This window comes from Streptomyces sp. NPDC050738, assembly GCF_040654175.1.
In the GTDB taxonomy this organism is placed as follows: Bacteria; Actinomycetota; Actinomycetes; order Streptomycetales; family Streptomycetaceae; genus Streptomyces.
Genome location: NZ_JBFAHN010000021.1, coordinates 81,790 through 101,562 on the forward strand (window position 1 = coordinate 81,790; position 19,773 = coordinate 101,562).

Genomic DNA, 19,773 nt, shown 5'->3' on the forward strand with positions numbered 1-19,773 from the left:
ATGACCAAGGGCCACATCCGAGACGCCATAAGTCCCATTCCGTACCGGTCGGGGCGGCAAGTGGTAGGCACTGGTATGCTCCATGGTGATCCTCGGAGGTTCCATCCATGCCTGACGACGGCACCCACGTCCGCGTACCCGAGCGCGAGAACGGCCCCGACCCGCTGTGGTCCCAGGCCGCCGGCCTGATCCGGGCGGAGATCACCCGCCGGGGTCTGCAGCCCGGTGCGAAGCTGCCGCCCGAGCGCGAGCTGTGCACCCGGCTCGGCATCTCCCGGGTCACGTTGCGCAAGGCGCTCACGCACCTCGTGGAGCTGGGTATCGTGACCGCGTCGCACGGCCGCGGCTGGTTCGTCGCCGCGGTGGTCGCGCCGCGCGAGTGGCCCAAGGATCTGGAGTCCTTCACCGCCACGGCCCGGCGCAAGAACATGAGGGCCGGCTCGCTGGTGCTCGGTCATGAGCTGGGCGTCGCCTCACTGGACGAGGCCGAACGGCTCGACGTTCCCGCCGGGACGCCCCTGCTCCGACTCGCGCGCGTACGTCTCCTCAACGACGTCCGCATCGCCGTGGACCGGACCTTGCTCGTCACCGGTCTCGCGCCGGGTATCGAGGACGTCGACTTCTCCACCGGCACCTCCCTCTTCGACGAACTGCGCCGACGCGGCGTGGAACTCGACCGTTCCGAGACGACGATCGAGGCGCGCAGCGCGGATGGGACGCTCGCCGGGCATCTCGACATCGAGCCCGGATCGCCCGTCCTGGTGCTCGACCAGACCATTTTCGGAAACGGTCGGCGCCCCGTGCTGCTGTCGACCGTCGAGTACAGCGGCGAGCGCTACCGGCTGCGTACAACGCTTCAATCAGGCTGACACGCGGCGAGGGGTGCGACTGACGCCGATGGTCCGCCCGGGCGGGTCGTTGGTCCCTGGGCCGGTCCGACCCGCGGCCGGGTCAGACGGTGAACGGCGCCGGCGGTACGGAGGCCCAGGCGCGGGCGTACTCCAGGGCCGCCGCACGCGGGTCGTCGGCCGCGCAGATGCCGGAGACCACGGCCGCGCCCGCGGCGCCCGCCGCCCTGAGGCGTGGCAGGTCGGCCGGGGTGATGCCGCCGATGGCGACGGCGGGGAGCGCGCCGAGTGCGGCGAGACGGGCGAACTCCGGGTGTCCTAGGGCGGGCGGGGCGTCTGCCTTGGTGCCTGTCGCGTGCAGGGCGCCGATCCCCACGTGGTCGACGCGCGCCGGATCCTGTGCGGCGGCCCGCAGTTCGGCGGGGGTCGCCGCGCTCAGCCCGAGGACGGCCCGCTCGCCGATCAACTCCCGTACCGCGCCCGGCGGAAGGTCCGACTGACCCACATGGACACCCGCCACCCCCGCCCCGGCCGCGCGTGCCGCCAGGAAGACGTCCACCCGGTCGTTGACGATCAGGGCGACCGTCTCGGGCAGCACCTCGGCCACTTCCATGACGGTGCGCAGGAACGCCCGTCCGTCCGCGTGCTTCTCGCGGATCTGTACGGCCGTCACCCCGCCGGCCACCGCTTCGGCGACCGTCGCCGCGACGCTGCGGCCGTGCGCGGCACACAGTCCGGCGTCCGTGACCAGGTAGACCGACAGGTCGACGGGGCGGACCAGTCCGGCCGCGTACGCACCGATCACGAGACGGCCGCCCGCCCGGCCAGTTCGGCTCCGTCCAGCGCGTCGAGCGCGTCCAGGAAGGCGACGGCGAAGCTGCCCGGTCCGCTCGCCCCGCGCGCGGCGAGTTCGGCCGCCACGGTGTACGCGGTGACCGCGGCGACGGACGTCATGAAGCGGTCCTCGTCCACGGCGGCGAAGGCTGCAAGCACCGCGCCGAGCGCGCATCCGCCACCGGTCACCCGGGTCAGCAGAATGTCCCCGTTGGCGATACGGGCGTCCCGCCGGCCGTCGGTGACCAGGTCCACCGGACCCGATACGGCGACGACGCACCCGGTGTCGGCGGCCAGCGTGCGCGCCGCGTGCCCAGCGGCCTCGACCTCATGGGTGGAGTCCACCCCGCGACCGCCCCCGCCCGCACCGGACAGGGCGATGATCTCCGAGGGGTTGCCCCGGATCACCGTCGGCCGCAGCGCCAGGAGTTCATGCGCGAGCTTCGTCCGTACGGGAAGACCGCCGACGGCCACCGGGTCGAGCACCCAGGGCGTCCCGGAGTCCGCGGCCGCGCGTGCGGCCTCGAACATCGCCGTGCGCTGATCGGCGTGCGGCGTACCGAGGTTGACCAGGACGCCGGAGGCGAGCCGCGCGAACGGGCCGGCCTCGTCGGGGATGTCGACCATCGCGGGGGCCGCACCCAGGGCGAGCAGTACGTTCGCCGTGAAGCCGGTGACGACCGCGTTCGTCAGGCACTGCACCAGGGGAGCTTCCGCGCGCACCCGGTCCAGGGCGTGCGGCGTGAAGGCGGCATGGTCGGGCGCTGTCGGGGGCATGTGCGGTCACTCCGTACGGGACGAGGGAGGGAAAAGGGGCGAAGCGGACAGGTCAGTCTCGCAGGCGCAGCCGCAGCGGGGTGTAGACCACGAGTGCCACGAGGAACGCCACGCCGTAGGCGAGGTCGGCGCCGTGCAGCGCCTCGGCCACCGGGCCCACGTACAGGCTGGTGCTCATGAACGGCACCGCGGCGGCGAACGCGACGGCGAACGCGGTGACCGCAGGCCACCAGGGCTGCCGGCGGGCGCTCTCGGCGGCCAGATCGACCGGGGCGCCGCCGCGGGTCCTCGCGCGGACGATCCAGTCGACCGCCACGATCGCGACGAACCCGGGGATCCAGTAGCCGACGAGCAGCAGCACGTTCTGGAAGCGGGTCGTGGTGTCCGCCGCGTGCATCCACAGCACGAGCGGGAAGCCGAGCGCGGCGGCGAGTGCCGCGGCGAGCGGACGCGGTACACGGAGGCCGAGGGTCTGCAGCGCCAGCGAACCGCTGTAGTCGTTCATCGCGTTGCTGCACAGCGCGGCGAGCGCCACGGCGAGCAGCCCGAACGCACCGAGCGCGCCGCCGCCCAGCAGGCCGTCGATGCCGCGGGCGGTCTGGTCGGTGAAGACCGAGGCGCCCCACAGACCGAGGGTCTGGACCGCCACGAAGGACACGCTGATGCCGAGCAGCGTGAAGACGAACATCCGCGGGCGGGAGGTGGTGCGCGGCAGATAGCGGCTGAAGTCGCTGGCGTACGGAGCCCAGGACAGTGCCAGGCTCAGGGCGATGGTGCAGGTCAGGACGAACGCACCGGCCCTGTCCGCGCCGTGCGCGCTTCCGGTGGCCGCCGGATGGACGCCGTGCAGGAGCTTCGTGGCGAGTACGGCGAAGGCCGCGGCGAGCACGAAGGTCATCACGGTCTGGAGCCGGTGGATCGCCTCGTACCCCAGGACGCCGAGCGCACCCTGGGCGGCCATCATGACCAGCACGCCCAGCCAGAACGGCCAGCCGCACAGCTGGGCGAGCGCGTCGCCGCCGAAGAGCCCGATCAGCGCGTCCCAGGCGATGGACGACAGCCACTGCAGAGCTCCCGGCAGAACGACACCCCGGCCGAACGCCAGCTTGGCGAGCGGGAGTTGACCGGTACCGGTCTGGCTTCCCCACGTGCCGAGATACGCGGTGGGCGCGGCGCCGAGCAGGGTCCCGAGCACGACGGCGGCGAGCGCCGTGGCGAAGTCCAGACCCAGGGCGATGCCGACGGTGCCGGTGAACACACCGGTCATCGTCAGGTTCGGGGCGAACCAGACGGTGAACAGCCGGCCGGGGCCGCCATAGCGGCGGTCCTCGGGAACGGGGGCTATGCCGTGCGCCTCGACACGGAGATCGCCCGGAGCGGTGGGCATGCGCCCGCCGAAAGCAGGCTGCGGATCGGTGACGGTGCGCTCACCCTGGGCATACGGCAACGACATGGAAGACATCCCTCCGCCAGTTTTAACTGGATCAGGTTCGACGGGTGTGTTCTCAGCCCTCGTGCGGGGCACCCCGTGTCCGGTTCGGCCGAAAGAATAGCCCGGCCTGCGATTCTGTCCACCCGGTGGGGGCACCGGGGCGCCGCCCGGCCGTCGCTCGCCCGTATCGGCGTGTCGCCAACATCCTTTTCCGTACGGCCCGTTGACGCCCTCACGGGCTGCTGACAACGTTGTCCAACAGCCCGTCCTCCGTCCACCGCCTCGAATGGAGACGCCCGTATGCGCAGATCCCCCTCACGCCGTCTGGTGCTCGGCGCCGGCCTGGCCGCGCTGGCCGCGGCCCCGGCGACCACTGCCGCCGCAGCCGCCCCGGCCTCGTACGCATCCCGCTCCCTGGGCCGTGCGAGAGCCACGTACGACGCACTCGGGACGTACCTCGACGCGGCGGACGGCACCGGACTCGTCCGCGAGCAGTACCCGGCCGCCGCCGACGACCGCCCGTACTCCTACGAATGGCCGTACTCCCAGGTCCACATCGCCGCCCTCGACCTGGCCCACGCGGACCCCCGCTACGCGCCGGAACTGGCCCGGCGCGCCCGGGCCCAGGAGCACTACTGGAACGCGGCGGGCGGCACGACCGGCCTGCCCGGCTACGCCTCCTATCCGGTCGCACCCCACGGTGCGGGCGGCGACATGTTCTACGACGACAACGAGTGGGTCGGCCTCGCCAAGATCCAGCGCCACCTCCAGACCGGGGAGAAAGCCGCCCTGCGGCGCGCCGAGGAGATCTTCGCGCTGATCGCGTCGGGCTGGGACACCGACCAGGACCACGCGGCCCCCGGCGGAGTGTTCTGGACGCAGGCCGACTGGAGCCAGGACCGCAACACCGTCTCCAACATGCCGGGCGCCCAACTGGGCCTGCGCCTACACCGGATCACCGGACGGGCCTCCTACCTGGAGGCGGCCAGAAGGTTCTACGACTGGACCAACCGCCACCTGCTGAGCCCCGAGGGCCTCTACTGGGACCACCTCGGCCTGACGAGCACGGTCGACAGAACCCTCTGGTCGTACAACCAGGGTGTCCCGGTCGGCGTTGGCGTCCTGCTGTACGAGGCGACCCACGACCGCGACCACCTCCGCAACGCCCGGCGCACGGCGGAGGCCGCGTACACCTACTACGTCACCGAAGGCCGGCTGCTGGACCAGCCCGTCTTCTTCAACTCCATCTTCTTCAAGAACCTCCTGCTGCTCGAATCGGTGACCGGCGGACGCACCTACCAGCAGGCGATGGCCGATTACGCGGACCACATCTGGTCGCAGCAGCGCGACAGCGCCACCGGCCTGATGCGCTTCGGCAGCGCCGGCACCACCCAGGCCATCGAACAGGCCGCCGCCGCGCAGATCTTCGCGGTGCTCGCCTGGCCGCGCAGCAGCCTGCCGACGCTCTACTGAGCCGCCTGCCTGCTCTGCAGCATCCCCAACGGGCTCTGTCCTGAGGCGAGTTCGGCTGTCGCCGTCTTGAAGCCGACCTCGTCGCCGCAGAGGGCGCCGCGCAGGAAGGCGGTGCTGACCTGCTGGAGCAGAGCGACGCGCGCGGGGTTCTCGTCCGTCGTCTCGGCGGCCTCGTGTCCCGCGATGCCGCCGAGCGAGTGCTCCGCGCCGAACAGCGTGAGCAGGCTCTTCTCGCCCGGGCTGTAGGTGTACGGGTCGGTGAACCAGTCCGGCCCGCGGGTGGACAGCGCCGACTGGTCGTGGTCCCCGGCCACGATGAGGGCCGGCGTGGTCATGGCGTCGAACGACGGCCTCAGGAAGGGGAGGTGCTCGCGGGCGAAGGGGGTCAGGTCGTCGCCCAGGCCGACCAGGGCGAGCAGCACACCCGCCTTCACCCGGGGGTCGGTCATGTCCTCGCCGGGAACGCCGTCGGCGTCCAGGACGCGTGCGCCGAGCAGGGTGCTCGCCGTCTGGGCTCCCCAAGAGTGTCCGGCCACGGCGATACGACTGTGGTCGACGCGCCCGGCGAGACCGGGCACGGCGGCCTCCAGGACGTCGAGCCCGTCCAGTGCGCGCGAGAGGTCCTCGACGCGGATGCGCCAGATCTTCGGCGTACGCGGGTCCTCGGGAGGCAGGCCGAGCGTCCGGGAGTCGAGGTGGGTGGGCTGCAGGACCACGAAGCCCTGGGCCGCCCAGTGGTCGGCCAGCGGGGCGTACCCGTCCATCGACTGGCCGTGGCCGTGCGAGAACACGACGACGGGCAGGTCGCCGCCGGTCGCGGGGGCGGACACGCGGACCTGGAGGTCCTCGCCGCGGCCCGGGGCGGGCAGGACGACCGGCTTCGCGGAGACGATCGTGGTGGGCAGGCCGGTGATGTTCGAGTCAGGCATGACAGTGCTTCCGCTCGGTTGGAATGGAGTCCCTGTTCTGGCATCATGACCAAAACGGAACCTCGCTCCGCAAACAATACGGAGCTGTGTTCCGTTTCGCAAGGAGCGTCAGGGAAGAGGAGTGCTGCGGTGAACGACAGTGGGCAGGGCGCGGGAGACGCGGCCCAACGCAAGGACGTCCGCCGCAATCAGCAGACCCTCCTCGACGCGGCCGCAGCGGTCTTCGTCACCTCGGGCGTGGAGGCTCCGGTGCGTGACATCGCGGCCAAGGCCGGCGTCGGAATGGGCACGGTGTACCGCCACTTCCCCACCCGGGCGGACCTCGTGATCGCCGTCTACCGCCACCAGATCGAAGCCTGCGCCGAGGCGGGACCGACCCTGCTGGCGGCCGGGCAGGCCCCCCATCGCGCCCTCGCGCAGTGGATGGACCTCTTCGTCGACTTCCTGGTCACCAAGCACGGCCTCGCCTCCGTGCTGCAGACCGGCAACACCGGTTTCGAGGCCCTGCACGCCTACTTCCTCGACCGCCTCCTGCCGGTCTGCACCCAGCTCATCGACGCCGCGACCGCCGCCGGCGAGATCCGCTCAGACGTGACCGCCTACCAGCTCATGCGCGGCGTCGGAAACCTCTGCATCAGCGCCGAGAGCGACCCGCGCTACGACGCACGCCTGCTGGTCGGGATCCTTGTCGAGGGGCTGCGCAGCCCGCACTGACCGGACCGGCGGCGGTCTCAGCCGTGCAGGGCGCGCTTCATGATCTTGCCCATGTCGTTGCGGGGCAGCGCGTCGAGCAGCCGTACCTCGCGGGGCCGCTTGTGCGGCGCCAGCTGTCGGGCGACGTGCGCGGCCAACTCCTCGACGGTGGGCGGCTGTCCCGCGTCGGCCGGGACGATCCAGGCGATGATCCGCTCGCCCAGGTCGGCGTCGGGCTCCCCGGTGACCGCCGCCTCGCGCACCGCGGGGTGGTCGAGGAGGGCGTTCTCGATCTCGCCCGCACCGATCTTGTAGCCGCCGCTCTTGATGAGGTCGGTGGTCTTGCGGCCGACGATACGGACATAGCCGTCCGGGTCCCGGGTCGCCATGTCGCCGGTACGGAACCAGGTGCCGTCGAAGGCCTCGGCGGTCGCGTCGGGGCGGTTCAGGTACGCGGTGAACAGGTTCGGGCCGCGCACCTGGATCTCGCCGACACTCTCGCCGTCGTACGCGGTGATCTCCTCGCCCGACTCCTCCACCAGCCGCAGTTCGACCCCGTCCAGCGGCAGGCCGACCGTGCCGGGACGGGGTTCGCCGTCCGCGCGGACGCTCGTGTTCATCAGGGTCTCGGTCATGCCGTACCGCTCGACGACCCGCCGTCCTGTCGCGGCGGCGATGCGCTCATGGTCGTGCACGGGCAGTGCGGCCGACCCGGAGACCAGCAGCCGCGCGCCCGAGAGGGCCTTGGCGAGCGCGGGATTGCCGGGGAGTGCCTCGGCGATGCGGTGGTACATGGTCGGGACGCCGAAGAACATCGTTCCGTGGGCGGCCAGTTCACGGGCCACCGCGTCCGTCTCGAAGCGGCCCAGGTGGTGCACGGTGCCGCCCCTGCGCAGCGGGCCGAGGATGCCCAGGATCAGTCCGTGCACATGGAAGAGGGGCAGTGCGTGGACCAGGACGTCCTCGCCGGTCCACTGCCAGGCGTCGGCCAGCGCGTCCAGGGTGGCGGTGATCGCCCGGCGGGGCAGTACGACGCCCTTGGGCGGCCCGGTGGTTCCCGAGGTGTAGACGACCAGGGCCGGAGCCTCGGGCGACGGTTCGCCGGGGAGGGGGAGGGGCGCTTCCGGCACCCGTACGCCGATGTCGAGGCGGTGCAACGCGCCGAGCGCCGGAGGGAGTTCGTCACCGGGCGCCGCAAGGACGAGCGACGGTGCGCTGTCGGACAGGATGTGCTCCAGCTCGCGTCCGCCGGTCTTCGGGTTGAGCGGTACGGCGGGCACCCCGGCCAGCAGGGCGGCGACCACACCGACCGCGGTCTCCAGCGTGGGTGTGGCCCATACGGCCACCCGCCCGGCTCCCTGGAGCCGGGCGGCCAACGTCCCTGCCACTGCCGCCAGTTCGTCGTAGCCGAGCGACCGGTCGCCGAAGCGCAGCGCCCTGCGGGCCGAGCCGGCGGCGAGTGCGGGGAAGAGTGGAGACATGCGTCGTGCTCCTTCAGGGTCGGGCTGCCTGGAGTGTTCGCCCCCTCACCATGCCGTACGGGACGAGGGGAGCAGCGCTCGGCCAGGATCAGCCGCGGGTCGTCTCCAGGGGCTTCGCCTCGCTCGCCGCCGCGGGGTGGCCCGTGGCGACGGCCCGCGGTCCGCGCCTGGTGGCGGGGACGAGCAGGGCTGCTCCGGTGGCGGCCAGGCACAGCACGGCCAGCAGGGTGAAGCCGTGGGTGTAGCCGGAGGCGTACGGAAGCCCACTGGCCTGGACGTGGCCGGTGACCATGGAGCTCATCACGGCCGCGCCGATCGAGCCGCCGATGGTACGGATGTTGGCGTTCATGCCGGTGGCGGCTCCGGTCTGTGCGGCCGGGACGCTCTGCACGATGAGGTTGGCCATGGAGGCGAAGGCGAGCCCGATCCCGAGGCCGAACACGCCTGCGGCGAAGGCCACTTGCCACTGCTGTCCGTGCCAGGCGGCGAGCATCGTGCAGGAGATGGCACCGAGTGCGGCGCCGATGGCGAGCAGGGGCTTGGCGCCGAACACCGGCTCCAGGCGCCCGCTGACGATGCCCGAGCAGAACATCGCCACCAGCATGGGCAGCATCAGCAGCCCGGCGCCGGTCACGGTCGACCCGAATCCGTACCCCGCGGACGTGGGCGTCTGGGCGAAGGCGGGGAGGAAGGACCAGACCGCGTACATCCCGGCGCCGAAGAGCAGGGCCGCGGTGTTGGTCGTCCAGACCGCGGGCAGCCGCATGATGCGCAGGTCGATGAGCGGGCTGGCGGACCGCGCTTCGGCCAGCGCCCACAGGGCGAACAGTACGACGGCCGTGATGAGCAGACCGGTCACCTTGGCGGAGCCCCAGCCCCACGTGGTGGCCTGGCTGATGGGCAGCAGCAGAGCGACCAGCCACCCCGAAAGCAGCACGGCGGCAAGCCAGTTGACCTGTCCGGTGGAGCGGCTCGGGGACTCGGGGATCCAGCGCAGGGCGAGCAGCGCCGTCAGGGCGACGACGGCCGTCGGCAGCCAGAACAGCCACCGGTAGTCGAGCGCCCCGACGACCGGACCGGCGAGCACCATGCCGAAGCCGCCGCCGGCCGCGATGACGGCCGAGAGATTGCTGATGCTGGGGCTGACCCGGGAGGCGGGGAACTCGTCGCGGATGATGCCGAACGACAGCGGGAACAGGGCCCCGCCGATGCCCTGGATCGCGCGGGCGACGATCAGCGTGGCGATGTTCGGGGCCAGGGCGGCCAGCACGCATCCCACGATCAGTGCGAACAGCGCCCCGACGAGGGTGCGCTTCTTGCCGAAGAGGTCGCCCACCCTGCCGAGGATCGGGGTGAAGATCGACGCGGAGAGCAGATAGGCGGTCATCACCCAGGTGACGGTGGCCTGTGAAGTGCCCAGCGCCTGCTGGACGGTGGGCAGGGCGGGCGCAATCAGGGACTGCATCATCGAGAACACGCCCGCACCGGTCGCGAGGACCGCGAAGGTGAGGCGGTTGGAGCTCCGGTTCATTTCAGGACTCTCTGTCAGGGCGTGAGGCAGTACGGAGCCGGTGCCGGGCCGTGCGGGAAACGCCACGGGGCGGGCACTGGGTGTGCTGAGGGGGCTGAGGTGGGGGTGGCGCGAGATGCGCGACCGGTACGCGGAGATGGCTCGACTGTTAAAGTGGAGGCATACCTCCACCTTAGCGGAGGCTAGCCTCCGGTTCAACCCCGGGGCGTCGAGGGAGGAAGCAGTGAGGGAAGAAGCAGTCCAGGACAGGGCTTCCGTCGAGGAGTTCGTGGCGGCACAGCGCCCGCGCCGCGCGGACGCCCGGCGCAATTTCGACGCGCTCCTGGCAGCCGCGCGCGAGGCCTTCGCCGAGCAGGGGGCCGACGCGTCCCTCGAGGACATCGCCCGCCGCGCGGGAGTGGGGATCGGCACCCTCTACCGGAACTTCCCCACCCGCAGGCATCTCTTCGAGACGGTCTACGCCGAGGAGGTCGACGCGCTCTGCGTCCTCGCCGACGAACTCGCCGACAGGCCGGCCTGGGAAGCCCTCACCACCTGGATCGACCGCTTCGTCGAGTACACCGTCACCAAGCGCGCCGTCCGCGAGGGCCTGAACGGCGAATCCGACATCTTCGTCTCCTGCCGCATCTCCATGATGGCCGCCGGGGCCCCGCTGCTGCAGCGCGCCCAGGAGTCCGGCGAGGCCCGGCAGGACGTCGACTTCGACGACCTGCTGCGGATGATCTCGGGCATCGCCGCGACCGTGTTTCCCACCACGGAGCAGCGCGACCGCGTCGTCTCCATCGCCCTGGACGGCGTACGGGCGGCACGCGGCTGACCCGTTCTCCGCTGTGCAGGCGCACCCCGGCTTCCGAATCGCATACACGTTCGATATTGGTCTATGGTGGGGTGACCAGCCCAAAGAGGCGGGTGTGGCAGGACAGAGGCAGGGGGCCGTAGTGGCGAGGTGGTCCAGGTGCGCGGATTTACGCATCTGCATGCCGTCTCGGGGTTTTCCCTGCGGTACGGCGCCTCGCACCCCGGGCAGCTCGCGGAGCGGGCTGTCGAGCGCGGGATGGACGCTGTCGCCCTGACCGACCGGGACACCCTCGGCGGCGCTGTCCGTTTCGCCAAGGCCGCAGGGCGCGCCGGTGTCCGCCCCCTGTTCGGGGTGGATCTCGCGCTGCAGGCACCCCCCGAAGCGGCCGGGCGCACCGAGAGGCAGCGCACCCCGGCCCGCGGCGGCGCCTTCGTCGACGAGTCGGCGCAGCGCGTGGTCTTCCTCGCCAGGGACGGGGCCCGGGGCTGGGCCGAACTGTGCCGGCTCGTCAGTGCCGCGCATGCGGATGCGACGGCCGGGAAGCGCCCCCTGCTGCCGTGGGACGCCCTCGGCGGTGACCACCTCATCGTGCTGCTCGGCCCCGGTTCGGACGTCGGCCGCGCTCTGGCGGCGGGCCGTCCCGACCGTGCCGCCGGACTGCTCGCGCCCTGGCGGGAGCGGTACGGGGACACGGCGCTGCGCATCGAGGTCGTCAGCCACGGCCGCAGCGGTACCGGCTTCGGCTCGCTGCGGCTGGCGGCCCGCTCCCTCGGCTTCGCCGCCGACCAGGGGATCGCTCCCGTACTGAGCAATGCCGTGCGCTACGCCGACCCCGGCCAGGGGCCGGTCGCCGACGTCCTGGACTCCGCGCGCCGCCTGGTGCCGATCGACCCGCGCGGCGTACGCGACAGCGGAGAGCGGTGGCTCAAGCCCGCCGCGGACATGGCGCGCATCGCCGAGCAGGTGGCCGAGGCCGCCGGCTATCGCGCGAACACCGCCCGCAGACTGCTCGAAGTCACCGAGGAGACCGCCGCGGCCTGCCGCGTGGACCCCGAGGACGACCTGGGGATCGGCCGTGTGCACTTCCCCGAACCGGAACTCGTCGGCGCGCATCGGCGTGCCCCCGAGCGCGTACTGCGTTCGAAGTGCGACGCCGCCATGCTGCTGCGCCGCTACGACAGGGACCGCCCGCACTGGGACCGCCTCGAGGACGAACTGCGCCTGATCGAACAGCAGGGCTACGCCTCGTACTTCCTCACCATCGCCCAAGTCGTCGACGACGTCCGGGAGCTCGGCATCCGGGTCGCCGCCCGAGGATCCGGTGCCGGTTCCCTGGTCAACCACCTCCTGGGCATCGCCACCGCCGACCCGGTCGAACACGGCCTGCTCATGGAGCGTTTCCTGTCCGGCCAGCGCAAGGAGCTGCCCGACATCGACATCGACGTGGAGTCCGCGCGCCGCCTCGAGGTCTACCGGGCGATCTTCGACCGCTTCGGCCCGGAGCGGGTGGCCACCTTGTCCATGCCCGAGACCTATCGCGTACGGCACGCGGTGCGCGACGCCGGCCTTGCGCTCGGTATGGACCCGGCCGAGGTCGACCGGCTCGCGAAGTCGTTCCCGCACATCCGGGCCCGCGACGCCCGCGCCGCTCTGCGGGAACTCCCCGAACTGCGCTCCATCGACCCGGAGGCGTACGACCCGCAGCTGTGGGAGCTGGTCGAGGCCCTGGACGCCCTCCCGCGCGGTATCGCCATGCACCCGTGCGGGGTGCTGCTCTCCGACGCGACGCTGCTGCACCGCACCCCCACCGTGCCGACCAGCGGCGAGGGGCTCCCCATGTCCCAGTTCGACAAGGAGGACGTGGAGGACCTCGGGCTGCTCAAGCTCGACGTGCTCGGGGTACGGATGCAGTCCGCGATGGCGCATGCCGTCGCCGAGGTCGAACGGGCCACCGGGCGCCACATCGACCTGGACGATCCCGCGCAGGTGCCGCCCGACGACCCGAAGACGTACCGGCTGATCAAGTCCTCCCAGACCCTTGGCTGTTTCCAGACCGAGTCGCCGGGCCAGCGCGACCTCATCGCCCGGCTGCAGCCCGAGAACTTCCACGATCTCGTCGTCGACATCTCGCTGTTCCGGCCGGGTCCGGTCGCGGCCAACATGGTGGAGCCGTTCATCAAGGCCAGGCACGGGCAGCAGGCGCCCCACTATCCGCACCGGGATCTGGAGGACGCGCTGCGCGAGACGCACGGCGTGGTGGTCTTCCATGAGCAGATCATCCAGATCCTGAAGGTGATGACCGGATGCTCCCTGGCCTTCGGCGACTACACGCGACGGGCGCTGTCGCGCGCCGATCAACTCGGCCGGGTGCGGGCGTGGTTCGCGCAGGAGGCGCGCGGGCGAGGGTACGAGGAAGAGGTCGTCGAGCGGACCTGGGAGATCATCGAGGCGTTCGGGGCGTACGGATTCTGCAAGGCACACGCCGTCGCCTTCGCCGTGCCCTCGTACCAGTCGGCATGGCTGAAGGCGCACCACCCGGCCGCCTTCTATGCCGGGCTGCTCACCCACGACCCGGGGATGTATCCGAAGCGGCTGCTGCTCGCGGACGCGCGGAGGTGGGGAGTGCCGATCCTTCCGCTGGATGTGAATGCGTCGGACTCCGCCTATAAAATCGAACTGGTGTCTGATGAGCGGGATGGTCGGCCCCTCCATGGGGTCCGGCTCGCCCTGTGCGACGTACGCGGATTGAGCGGGAGCGAGGCGGAGCGGATCGTCGCGGGGCGGCCGTATGCCACGCTCCAGGACTTCGTCTCCCGGGCCCGGCCGTCCAGGCCGGTCGCCGAACGTCTCGCCCAGGTCGGTGCGCTGGACGCCTTCGGCCGCAACCGCCGCGATCTGCTGCTGCACCTCGGCGAGCTGCACCGGGGCCAACGCCATTCCCCGAACGGCCAGTTGGTGCTCGGAGACACCGGAGGGGCCGGGAGCGCGGTGGCCCCCGCCCATCTGCCCGACCTGGACGACGCGGAGCGGCTCGGCGCCGAGCTCGGAGTGCTCGGCATGGACACCTCCCGCCATCTCATGGACGAACAAAAGGAGTTGCTCGACGAGCTCGGTGTGGTCACCGCGAAGCGGCTGAAGGACCTGCGGCACGGACAGGTGGTGCTCGTCGCCGGCGCGAAGGGAGCCGTTCAGACACCGCCGGTCCGTTCCGGCCGGCGTGTCATCTTCACGACGCTCGACGACACGACGGGGCTGGTCGACTGCGCGTTCTTCGAGGACAGCCATGACGCCAGCGCGCACACCGTCTTCCACTCCTGGCTGCTGCTCGTCCGCGGAGTGGTGCAGCGCCGCGGCGAGGGCAGCGGCAAGGCGCTTTCGGTGACCGGCTCCGCCGCCTGGGACCTCACCGAACTGGCCGAACTGCGCCGTACGGGCGGCCTGTCGGCGGTGACGGAGCGGCTCACCGAGAGCGGACCGCGGCAGGACAGGGCCGCGGACAGCCGCAGCATCCAGCTGGAGACCGGCTACACGCTGCATCCGTGGGCGGATCTGCAGCCGCCGGGCGAGTCCGTCAAGCAGAACCGCAAGCTGTGGCACCAGAGTCCGGGGAGTGCGGGATGAACATCCTCTACATCCACTTCCACGGACTGTCGGACGAGGGGCTCTACCGCCATCTCCTCGCCCTGCTGGCCGAGTACACCCCCCTGGTCCAGGCGCTGCCACCGGACGCCGCACTCGCGGACGTCTCCGGCAGCCTGCGCTACTTCGGTACGGACGCCGCCGCACTGGCCGAGCGCATCCGGGCGCGGACCGGGGGACTGTACGGGCTCCACTCCACGGTCGGCATCGCCGCGAACCCGCTGCTCGCCCGCATGGTCGCGGCCGACGGCCCGCCCTCGGCCGTCCGCGTCCTGCCCGACGACCTCGACGCGGTCACCGCCTTCCTCGCCGGGAAGCCCCCCGCCGCCCTGCACGGAGTAGGGCCCGCGACCTCCCGCCTGCTGGCCTCGTACGGCCTGGACAGCATCGGGAAGATCACCACCGCGCCGCTGGGCACGCTGCAGCGCATCCTGGGTGCCACCGCGGGCCGCCGCCTCCAGGAAGCGGCCCAGGGTCTGGACCCGACGCCGGTGGTCCCCCTGGCCCCGCCCCGCTCGATCAGCGCCGAACACCGCTTCGACCAGGACGAGTTGGACCGGGACCGGCAGCGCGCCGCCCTGCTCGCGCTCACCGACCGCCTCGGACTGCAGTTGCGCGCCGAGGCCCAGGTGGCCCACACCCTTGCTCTCACCGTCCGTTACGCGGACCGTTCGACGACCACCCGTACCCGCACCCTGCGCGAACCCACGGCCCACACACGCTCCCTGACCGCACTCGCCCATGAACTCCACGACCGGCTCGCTCTGCAGCGCGCCCGCGTCCGCGCACTCTCCCTGCGGGCGGAGGGCCTGATCGGCGCCGAACTGGCCTCCTGCCAACTGGCTTTCGATCCGGCCGACGAGAAGGCCCGTCTCATCGAGGCGGTCTCCGACCGGGCCCGGAGCCGGTTCGGCTCCGGGGCGGTACTCCCGGCCGGCGCCTCCCGCGGCGTTGCGTGAGCGGGCGAGGCCGACGACCGCGTCGCCGTGAGCCGTGAGCCGTGAGCCGTGAGCCGGGGAAGGATCTCTTGCCGCCGCCTTCTCGCGGCACCCCGGTCCGAGGATGCTGGGAGAGCTGGTGGACAGCCCAGTCAACTCACGGAGGCCGTCATGCCGATGCTCGTGATCGAGGGAACGTACCGGGTGATCGGTGCCCGGCCGGACGGCGACTCCGTCCGCTTCTACCCCACCGATCCCGCCCACTGGGATCTGGTTCCAGGACCCCACAAGGTGCGCCGCAACAAGTCCGGCGGGGCGCAGTTACGGCTGGACGCGATCGACGCGCTGGAGACGCACTACATACCGGCGCACGGCCACGAACTCCACCAGCCGCCGCCCTGCGCCGAGCAGGCCGCGGACGCCCTGACGGCCTGGCTCGGATTCACCGCCGTCCAGCGCGACAACCGCTCCACGATCACCGCTGCCGAGCCCGCACAGGCACCCGGGTACATCCTGACCAGGGGCGCGGACGTATACGGACGCTGCGTGGCCCTCGTGGGCCGCGGCACGGCTCCGGGACCGGACGGAGGGCAGCTGCACGTCGACACCGCGCTGCTCCGGCGGACCGCGAACCACAGTCAGCTGGCCGAGGGGCTGGCCTACCCGACGTACTACACCAAGCTGTACGTCGAGCTGCGCGCGGCGCTGACCACCGTGGTCCAGGAAGCCAGGACCACCGCCAAAGGGCTGTGGCCCGCCGACACCACGACCACCGGCGGGAAGATCGACGGACTGGCCTCCCTCACGGAGAACGTGGTGCTGCTCCCCAAGCTGTTCCGCCGCCTCGCGGACTATCTGGCGCTCGGGGGAGGGGACCCCTCGCTCGCCGGGTTCGGCGCCTTCCTGGAGCAGCGTGCCGACCGTGTCCTCATCATCTCCAAGGGGCAGTTCACCGGTCTGTCGACGGTGGTGGAGGTCGCCGACCAGACCGTACGGATGCTCCACCCGCCCGAGGACCTGGTCTTCGACGAACGCTGAGGCGGAGCGCCGGCCGCATCGGATCCACAGCCCATCGACAGGTGGATGACCAAGACTCTCCCGCGGACAGAGTGGAGAAGCGGGAGGGCCGATGCGGCCGAGCGGTGAATCGCGGACGAGGCGGACGAAGGGCGGTCGGCGCAAGAAGCGCAAGCGGCGCATCGGGCGCTGGATCGCCGTCGGCACCTCGCTGTGCGTGATGGGTGCGGCAGGGGCGGGCTGGGCGTACTACGCGCACCTGAACGGCAACCTGAAGAAGGACACGCTCAATCTGTCCGCCGCGAAGGCCGCGAAGACCAAGGCCAACGCCGCGGGCCAGACCCCGCTCAACATTCTGCTGCTCGGGTCCGACAGCCGCGCCTCCAAGGCGAACCAGAAGCTGGGCGGGGCGAAGGGCGACGCGACCCGCAAGCCGCTCGCCGACGTACAGATGCTGCTGCACGTCTCCGCCGACCGGAAGAGCATGACCGTCGTGAGCGTCCCGCGCGACACCCGCGTCACGATTCCGAAGTGCACCGGCAGCGACGGCACGGTCTACCCCGAGACCACCGCGCAGACCATCAACACGAGCCTCCAGCACGGCGGTCCGGGCTGCACCGTGGCCACCTGGGAGAAGCTGACCGGGATATCCGTCGACCACTTCATGATGATCGACTTCTCCGGTGTGGTGTCGATGGCGGACGCCGTGGGCGGTGTCCCGGTGTGCGTGAAGAGCAATGTCTACGACAAACTGTCGGGCCTCAGGCTCGCCAAGGGCACACACACCGTCAAGGGGCAGCAGGCCCTGCAGTGGCTGCGCACCCGCCACGGCTTCGAGGACGGCAGCGACATCGGCCGCACCCACGCCCAGCACCTCTACATGAACGCGATGGTGCGCCAGCTCAAGTCGGGCACCAAGCTCACCGACCCCGGAAAGCTGATGGACCTCGCCGAGACGGCGACCTCGGCGCTCACCGTCGACGACGGCCTCGGCTCGGTCAAGAAGCTCTACGACCTGGCGGTGGACCTCAAGAAGGTCCCGACCGGCGGGATCACCATGACGACCATGCCCTGGGGAGCCGACCCGCAGAACCCGACCGCCCATGTGGTGCCGTCCGCGGCAGCCGCCGGGCTGTTCACGCTGCTGCGCAACGACCAGTCGGTGGACGGGAAGAGCGCAGAGTCCACCTCGTCGCCCTCACCCTCACCCTCCGCGAGCGCCGCACCCAAGGCCGACATCGCGCTCACCGTCCAGAACGGCACCTCCACCGACACCCGTGCAGCCGTCGAGGGCCGCGCCGGCGACATCGCGGAGAAGCTGACCTCCCTCGGCTACTCCCGGGCCGCGGTCGACGACACCGCGCTCTCCCGGTCGGGCAGCACCGTGGAGTACGCCACCGACGGCCAGAAGGCGAACGCCCAGGCGGTCGCCGCCTCGCTCGGCCTGCCGGCCAACGCGGTGAAGAAGTCGTCGTCCGCCCAGGGGATCCGGCTGATCGTCGGCGCCGACTGGACCACGGGAACCACGTATCCGAAGACCGACGGCAGCGATGCGCGGCAGACGCTGAAGGAGGCCGCCGCGGTCAGCGCCTCGGACGAGACAGCGTGCATGAAGGTCAATCCGTCCTACACCTGGTGACGCGTCCGGTGTCGGATCGTGGCAGGGGCGGCAGGATTTGAACCTGCGGCGTGCGGGTTTGGAGTCCGCTGCTCTGGCCGGGCTGAGCTACACCCCCTCGTGTCCGCAAGCCTGGCATGTACGGTCGCTCGCGATCCACCGGATTTTCCGCCCGCCCGCCCCTCGGGCAGGCGCTCAGGGCCCCGATGTACGGTCCGTGCATGAGCCACGAGCAGAAGGCCTGCTGCACTCCGGGCCGCGGCCCCGGCACGATCCCGCTCGGCGCACCCGCCGCCCGGATGACCGCGTCGCCCGAGGTGGCGGCACGTCTGACCAGGCGTCTGCTCGAACTGCCCGGCGGCAGCTTCCTGATGGGCACGGACGACGCGGCCGGCTACCGGGCGGACGGCGAGGGGCCGGTCAGGGAGATCGGGCTGAGCGCCTTCCGGATCTCCCCGACCACCGTGACCAACGCCCAGTTCGCCACCTTCGTGAAAGCGACCGGGTACGTCACGGACGCCGAGAAGTTCGGCTTCTCCTACGTCTTCGAGGGCTTCCTCGGCCGCGAACAGGCCGCCCGCGCACCCCGCGTCCCCGCCACCCCGTGGTGGCGCGGCGTACAGGGTGCGACCTGGCGGCGGCCCGAGGGACCCGGCACGTCCATCGACGCGCGCCAGAACCACCCGGCCACCCACATCAGCCACCACGACGCGCTCGCGTACTGCGCCTGGTCGGGCACCCGGCTGCCCACCGAGGCCGAGTGGGAGTACGCGGCCCGCGGCGGGCTGGTCCAGAAGCGCTACCCCTGGGGCGACGAGCTCGCGCCCGACGGCCGTCCCCGGTGCAATATCTGGCGCGGCATCTTCCCCACGGTCAACACCGCGGCGGACGGATTCCGTGCGACGGCCCCGGCCAACTCCTTCAAGCCCAACGGCTTCGGGCTCCACAACATGGTCGGCAACGTCTGGGAGTGGACCGCGGACTGGTTCAGCCGCGACCACCACCTGACCGGCGAGCGCGCTGACCCCAAGGGGCCGGGCGCCGGCTCGGCCCGGGTGATGCGCGGCGGCTCCCACATGTGCCACGACTCGTACTGCTTCCGCTACCGGGTCGCGGCCCGGAGCTCCAACACCCCCGACAGCTCGGCCGGGAACATCGGGTTCCGGGTCGCCGCGGATCCGGCGTAGGCGCCGGGTCAGTCCTGGAAGTGGGAGTCGAGGACCGCGTCGAGCTGTTTCGTCCACCCCTCGAGGCTTTCCTTGTCGGCGGCCGTGACCTCGACCCAGTACTGGTGCCGGTTGGGCATATGGACGGTCACGGTGAGACGGCGTCCGAAGCGGGACGTGTCGTACTCGACCGCGCCGATCTCCTTCCAGTCGAAGTCGACCTCCAGATCGTCCTGGCGGAGCCGGACGCCGGAGCGGTCCGCGATGGCCGAGGCCCGGCGGTCGGCGGCCTCGAAGGCGGGGCCTTCGTCCTCGTCCTCGTCGCCGGGCGCCGACACCGGCGCCTCGTTCTCGGGAGCGCTGTCGTCCGAAGTGCCGTCCTCCGGCGCGACCTCCACAGGGTCGGCCGATACGTCCTCGGGCTCGGCGCCCTCGCGGGCGGGCGTGCCGGCGCGCGCGGGCATGAACCCGGGGACGAACGACGGATCGATCGCGGCGGCGGGCACGGGCGGGCTGCTGGGGCTTATGGGCTGTTCCACGGTGCGCATTATGGACGATGTACCTGTGTGGCGGGAGTGAACACCGACAAGTGTTCGGA

Annotated in this window: 16 protein-coding genes, 1 tRNA gene and 1 riboswitch; of the genes, 9 read left to right on the top strand and 8 right to left on the bottom strand. The window is 71.6% G+C overall.

What is annotated here, in order from left to right; genetic code table 11:
- The first annotated feature begins 107 nt into the window (after positions 1 to 107).
- A complete protein-coding gene (locus AB0H78_RS35195) occupies positions 108 to 869 on the top strand; it encodes a GntR family transcriptional regulator (protein WP_363238877.1) in 762 nt (253 codons plus the stop codon).
- A gap of 82 nt (positions 870 to 951) precedes the next feature.
- Here AB0H78_RS35195 and thiE read toward each other — a convergent pair whose 3' ends face one another.
- From thiE to AB0H78_RS35210, 3 genes are all read right to left on the bottom strand, one after another.
- On the bottom strand, positions 952 to 1,653 hold the full coding sequence (gene thiE, locus AB0H78_RS35200; protein ID WP_363238878.1) for a thiamine phosphate synthase: 702 nt from the start codon (positions 1,651 to 1,653) through the stop codon (positions 952 to 954).
- Positions 1,650 to 2,459 (bottom strand): hydroxyethylthiazole kinase, encoded by an 810-nt coding sequence (gene thiM / locus AB0H78_RS35205; protein ID WP_363238879.1) that lies wholly within the window; start codon positions 2,457 to 2,459, stop codon positions 1,650 to 1,652. The genes thiE and thiM overlap by 4 nt, the downstream gene beginning before the upstream one ends.
- Positions 2,460 to 2,511: 52 nt before the next feature.
- On the bottom strand, positions 2,512 to 3,912 hold the full coding sequence (locus tag AB0H78_RS35210) for a cytosine permease (RefSeq protein WP_363238881.1): 1,401 nt from the start codon (positions 3,910 to 3,912) through the stop codon (positions 2,512 to 2,514).
- Positions 3,904 to 3,998, bottom strand: a riboswitch (TPP riboswitch). (Overlaps the previous gene by 9 nt.)
- A 193-nt stretch (positions 3,999 to 4,191) precedes the next feature.
- Between AB0H78_RS35210 and AB0H78_RS35215 the strand changes: the two genes are divergently transcribed.
- A complete protein-coding gene (locus AB0H78_RS35215; RefSeq protein ID WP_363238882.1) occupies positions 4,192 to 5,364 on the top strand; it encodes a glycoside hydrolase family 76 protein in 1,173 nt (390 codons plus the stop codon).
- Here the strand turns inward: AB0H78_RS35215 and AB0H78_RS35220 are convergent.
- The gene (locus AB0H78_RS35220) at positions 5,358 to 6,293 is read right to left on the bottom strand and encodes a chlorophyllase (RefSeq protein ID WP_363238883.1); all 936 of its coding nucleotides are present in this window, start codon (positions 6,291 to 6,293) and stop codon (positions 5,358 to 5,360) included. The two genes, AB0H78_RS35215 and AB0H78_RS35220, sit on opposite strands and share 7 nt — an antisense overlap.
- Before the next feature lie 129 nt (positions 6,294 to 6,422).
- Between AB0H78_RS35220 and AB0H78_RS35225 the strand changes: the two genes are divergently transcribed.
- The gene (locus tag AB0H78_RS35225; RefSeq protein ID WP_363238884.1) at positions 6,423 to 7,007 is read left to right on the top strand and encodes a helix-turn-helix domain-containing protein; all 585 of its coding nucleotides are present in this window, start codon (positions 6,423 to 6,425) and stop codon (positions 7,005 to 7,007) included.
- Positions 7,008 to 7,024: 17 nt separating this feature from the next.
- Here AB0H78_RS35225 and AB0H78_RS35230 read toward each other — a convergent pair whose 3' ends face one another.
- Together AB0H78_RS35230 and AB0H78_RS35235 are read right to left on the bottom strand one after the other, a co-directional pair.
- Complete coding sequence (locus tag AB0H78_RS35230; RefSeq protein ID WP_363238885.1) at positions 7,025 to 8,467, bottom strand: acyl-CoA synthetase; 1,443 nt, start codon at positions 8,465 to 8,467, stop codon at positions 7,025 to 7,027.
- 88 nt (positions 8,468 to 8,555) lie between these two features.
- A complete protein-coding gene (locus tag AB0H78_RS35235; RefSeq protein WP_363238886.1) occupies positions 8,556 to 9,998 on the bottom strand; it encodes an MFS transporter in 1,443 nt (480 codons plus the stop codon).
- A gap of 223 nt (positions 9,999 to 10,221) precedes the next feature.
- Between AB0H78_RS35235 and AB0H78_RS35240 the strand changes: the two genes are divergently transcribed.
- From AB0H78_RS35240 to AB0H78_RS35260, 5 genes are all read left to right on the top strand, one after another.
- A complete protein-coding gene (locus AB0H78_RS35240; protein ID WP_363238887.1) occupies positions 10,222 to 10,815 on the top strand; it encodes a helix-turn-helix domain-containing protein in 594 nt (197 codons plus the stop codon).
- A 138-nt stretch (positions 10,816 to 10,953) separates the two neighbouring features.
- Positions 10,954 to 14,418, top strand: coding sequence for a DNA polymerase III subunit alpha (locus tag AB0H78_RS35245; protein WP_363238888.1), 3,465 nt, complete (start codon positions 10,954 to 10,956; stop codon positions 14,416 to 14,418).
- Positions 14,415 to 15,395, top strand: a complete 981-nt coding sequence (locus tag AB0H78_RS35250) for a hypothetical protein (protein WP_363238889.1) — start codon at positions 14,415 to 14,417, stop codon at positions 15,393 to 15,395. The genes AB0H78_RS35245 and AB0H78_RS35250 overlap by 4 nt, the downstream gene beginning before the upstream one ends.
- A 150-nt stretch (positions 15,396 to 15,545) precedes the next feature.
- Positions 15,546 to 16,412 carry a nuclease gene (locus AB0H78_RS35255; RefSeq protein WP_363238890.1) on the top strand — a complete coding sequence of 289 codons (867 nt, stop codon included), beginning with the start codon at positions 15,546 to 15,548 and terminating at the stop codon, positions 16,410 to 16,412.
- 91 nt (positions 16,413 to 16,503) lie between these two features.
- Positions 16,504 to 18,030 carry an LCP family protein gene (locus AB0H78_RS35260; RefSeq protein WP_363238891.1) on the top strand — a complete coding sequence of 509 codons (1,527 nt, stop codon included), beginning with the start codon at positions 16,504 to 16,506 and terminating at the stop codon, positions 18,028 to 18,030.
- Positions 18,031 to 18,049: 19 nt separating this feature from the next.
- Here AB0H78_RS35260 and AB0H78_RS35265 read toward each other — a convergent pair.
- Positions 18,050 to 18,127 (bottom strand) — tRNA-Trp (locus tag AB0H78_RS35265).
- Positions 18,128 to 18,308: 181 nt separating this feature from the next.
- Here AB0H78_RS35265 and AB0H78_RS35270 point away from each other — a divergent pair.
- Positions 18,309 to 19,196: a formylglycine-generating enzyme family protein gene (locus tag AB0H78_RS35270; protein WP_363238927.1), complete on the top strand. Its 888-nt coding sequence runs from the start codon at positions 18,309 to 18,311 to the stop codon at positions 19,194 to 19,196.
- 8 nt (positions 19,197 to 19,204) lie between these two features.
- Here AB0H78_RS35270 and AB0H78_RS35275 read toward each other — a convergent pair whose 3' ends face one another.
- Positions 19,205 to 19,714, bottom strand: a complete 510-nt coding sequence (locus AB0H78_RS35275) for a hypothetical protein (protein ID WP_363238892.1) — start codon at positions 19,712 to 19,714, stop codon at positions 19,205 to 19,207.
- Between the last annotated feature and the right edge of the window lie 59 nt (positions 19,715 to 19,773).

What these genes read in the sequence shown, in the direction of transcription:
- AB0H78_RS35195 (WP_363238877.1), top strand. Translation starts at nt 108, where the DNA reads ATGCCTGACGACGGCACCCACGTCCGCGTACCCGAGCGCGAGAACGGC.
- thiM (WP_363238879.1), bottom strand. Translation starts at nt 2,459, where the DNA reads ATGCCCCCGACAGCGCCCGACCATGCCGCCTTCACGCCGCACGCCCTG.
- AB0H78_RS35210 (WP_363238881.1), bottom strand. Translation starts at nt 3,912, where the DNA reads ATGTCGTTGCCGTATGCCCAGGGTGAGCGCACCGTCACCGATCCGCAG.
- AB0H78_RS35215 (WP_363238882.1), top strand. Translation starts at nt 4,192, where the DNA reads ATGCGCAGATCCCCCTCACGCCGTCTGGTGCTCGGCGCCGGCCTGGCC.
- AB0H78_RS35220 (WP_363238883.1), bottom strand. Translation starts at nt 6,293, where the DNA reads ATGCCTGACTCGAACATCACCGGCCTGCCCACCACGATCGTCTCCGCG.
- AB0H78_RS35230 (WP_363238885.1), bottom strand. Translation starts at nt 8,467, where the DNA reads ATGTCTCCACTCTTCCCCGCACTCGCCGCCGGCTCGGCCCGCAGGGCG.
- AB0H78_RS35235 (WP_363238886.1), bottom strand. Translation starts at nt 9,998, where the DNA reads ATGAACCGGAGCTCCAACCGCCTCACCTTCGCGGTCCTCGCGACCGGT.
- AB0H78_RS35250 (WP_363238889.1), top strand. Translation starts at nt 14,415, where the DNA reads ATGAACATCCTCTACATCCACTTCCACGGACTGTCGGACGAGGGGCTC.
- AB0H78_RS35255 (WP_363238890.1), top strand. Translation starts at nt 15,546, where the DNA reads ATGCCGATGCTCGTGATCGAGGGAACGTACCGGGTGATCGGTGCCCGG.
- AB0H78_RS35260 (WP_363238891.1), top strand. Translation starts at nt 16,504, where the DNA reads ATGCGGCCGAGCGGTGAATCGCGGACGAGGCGGACGAAGGGCGGTCGG.
- AB0H78_RS35270 (WP_363238927.1), top strand. Translation starts at nt 18,309, where the DNA reads ATGACCGCGTCGCCCGAGGTGGCGGCACGTCTGACCAGGCGTCTGCTC.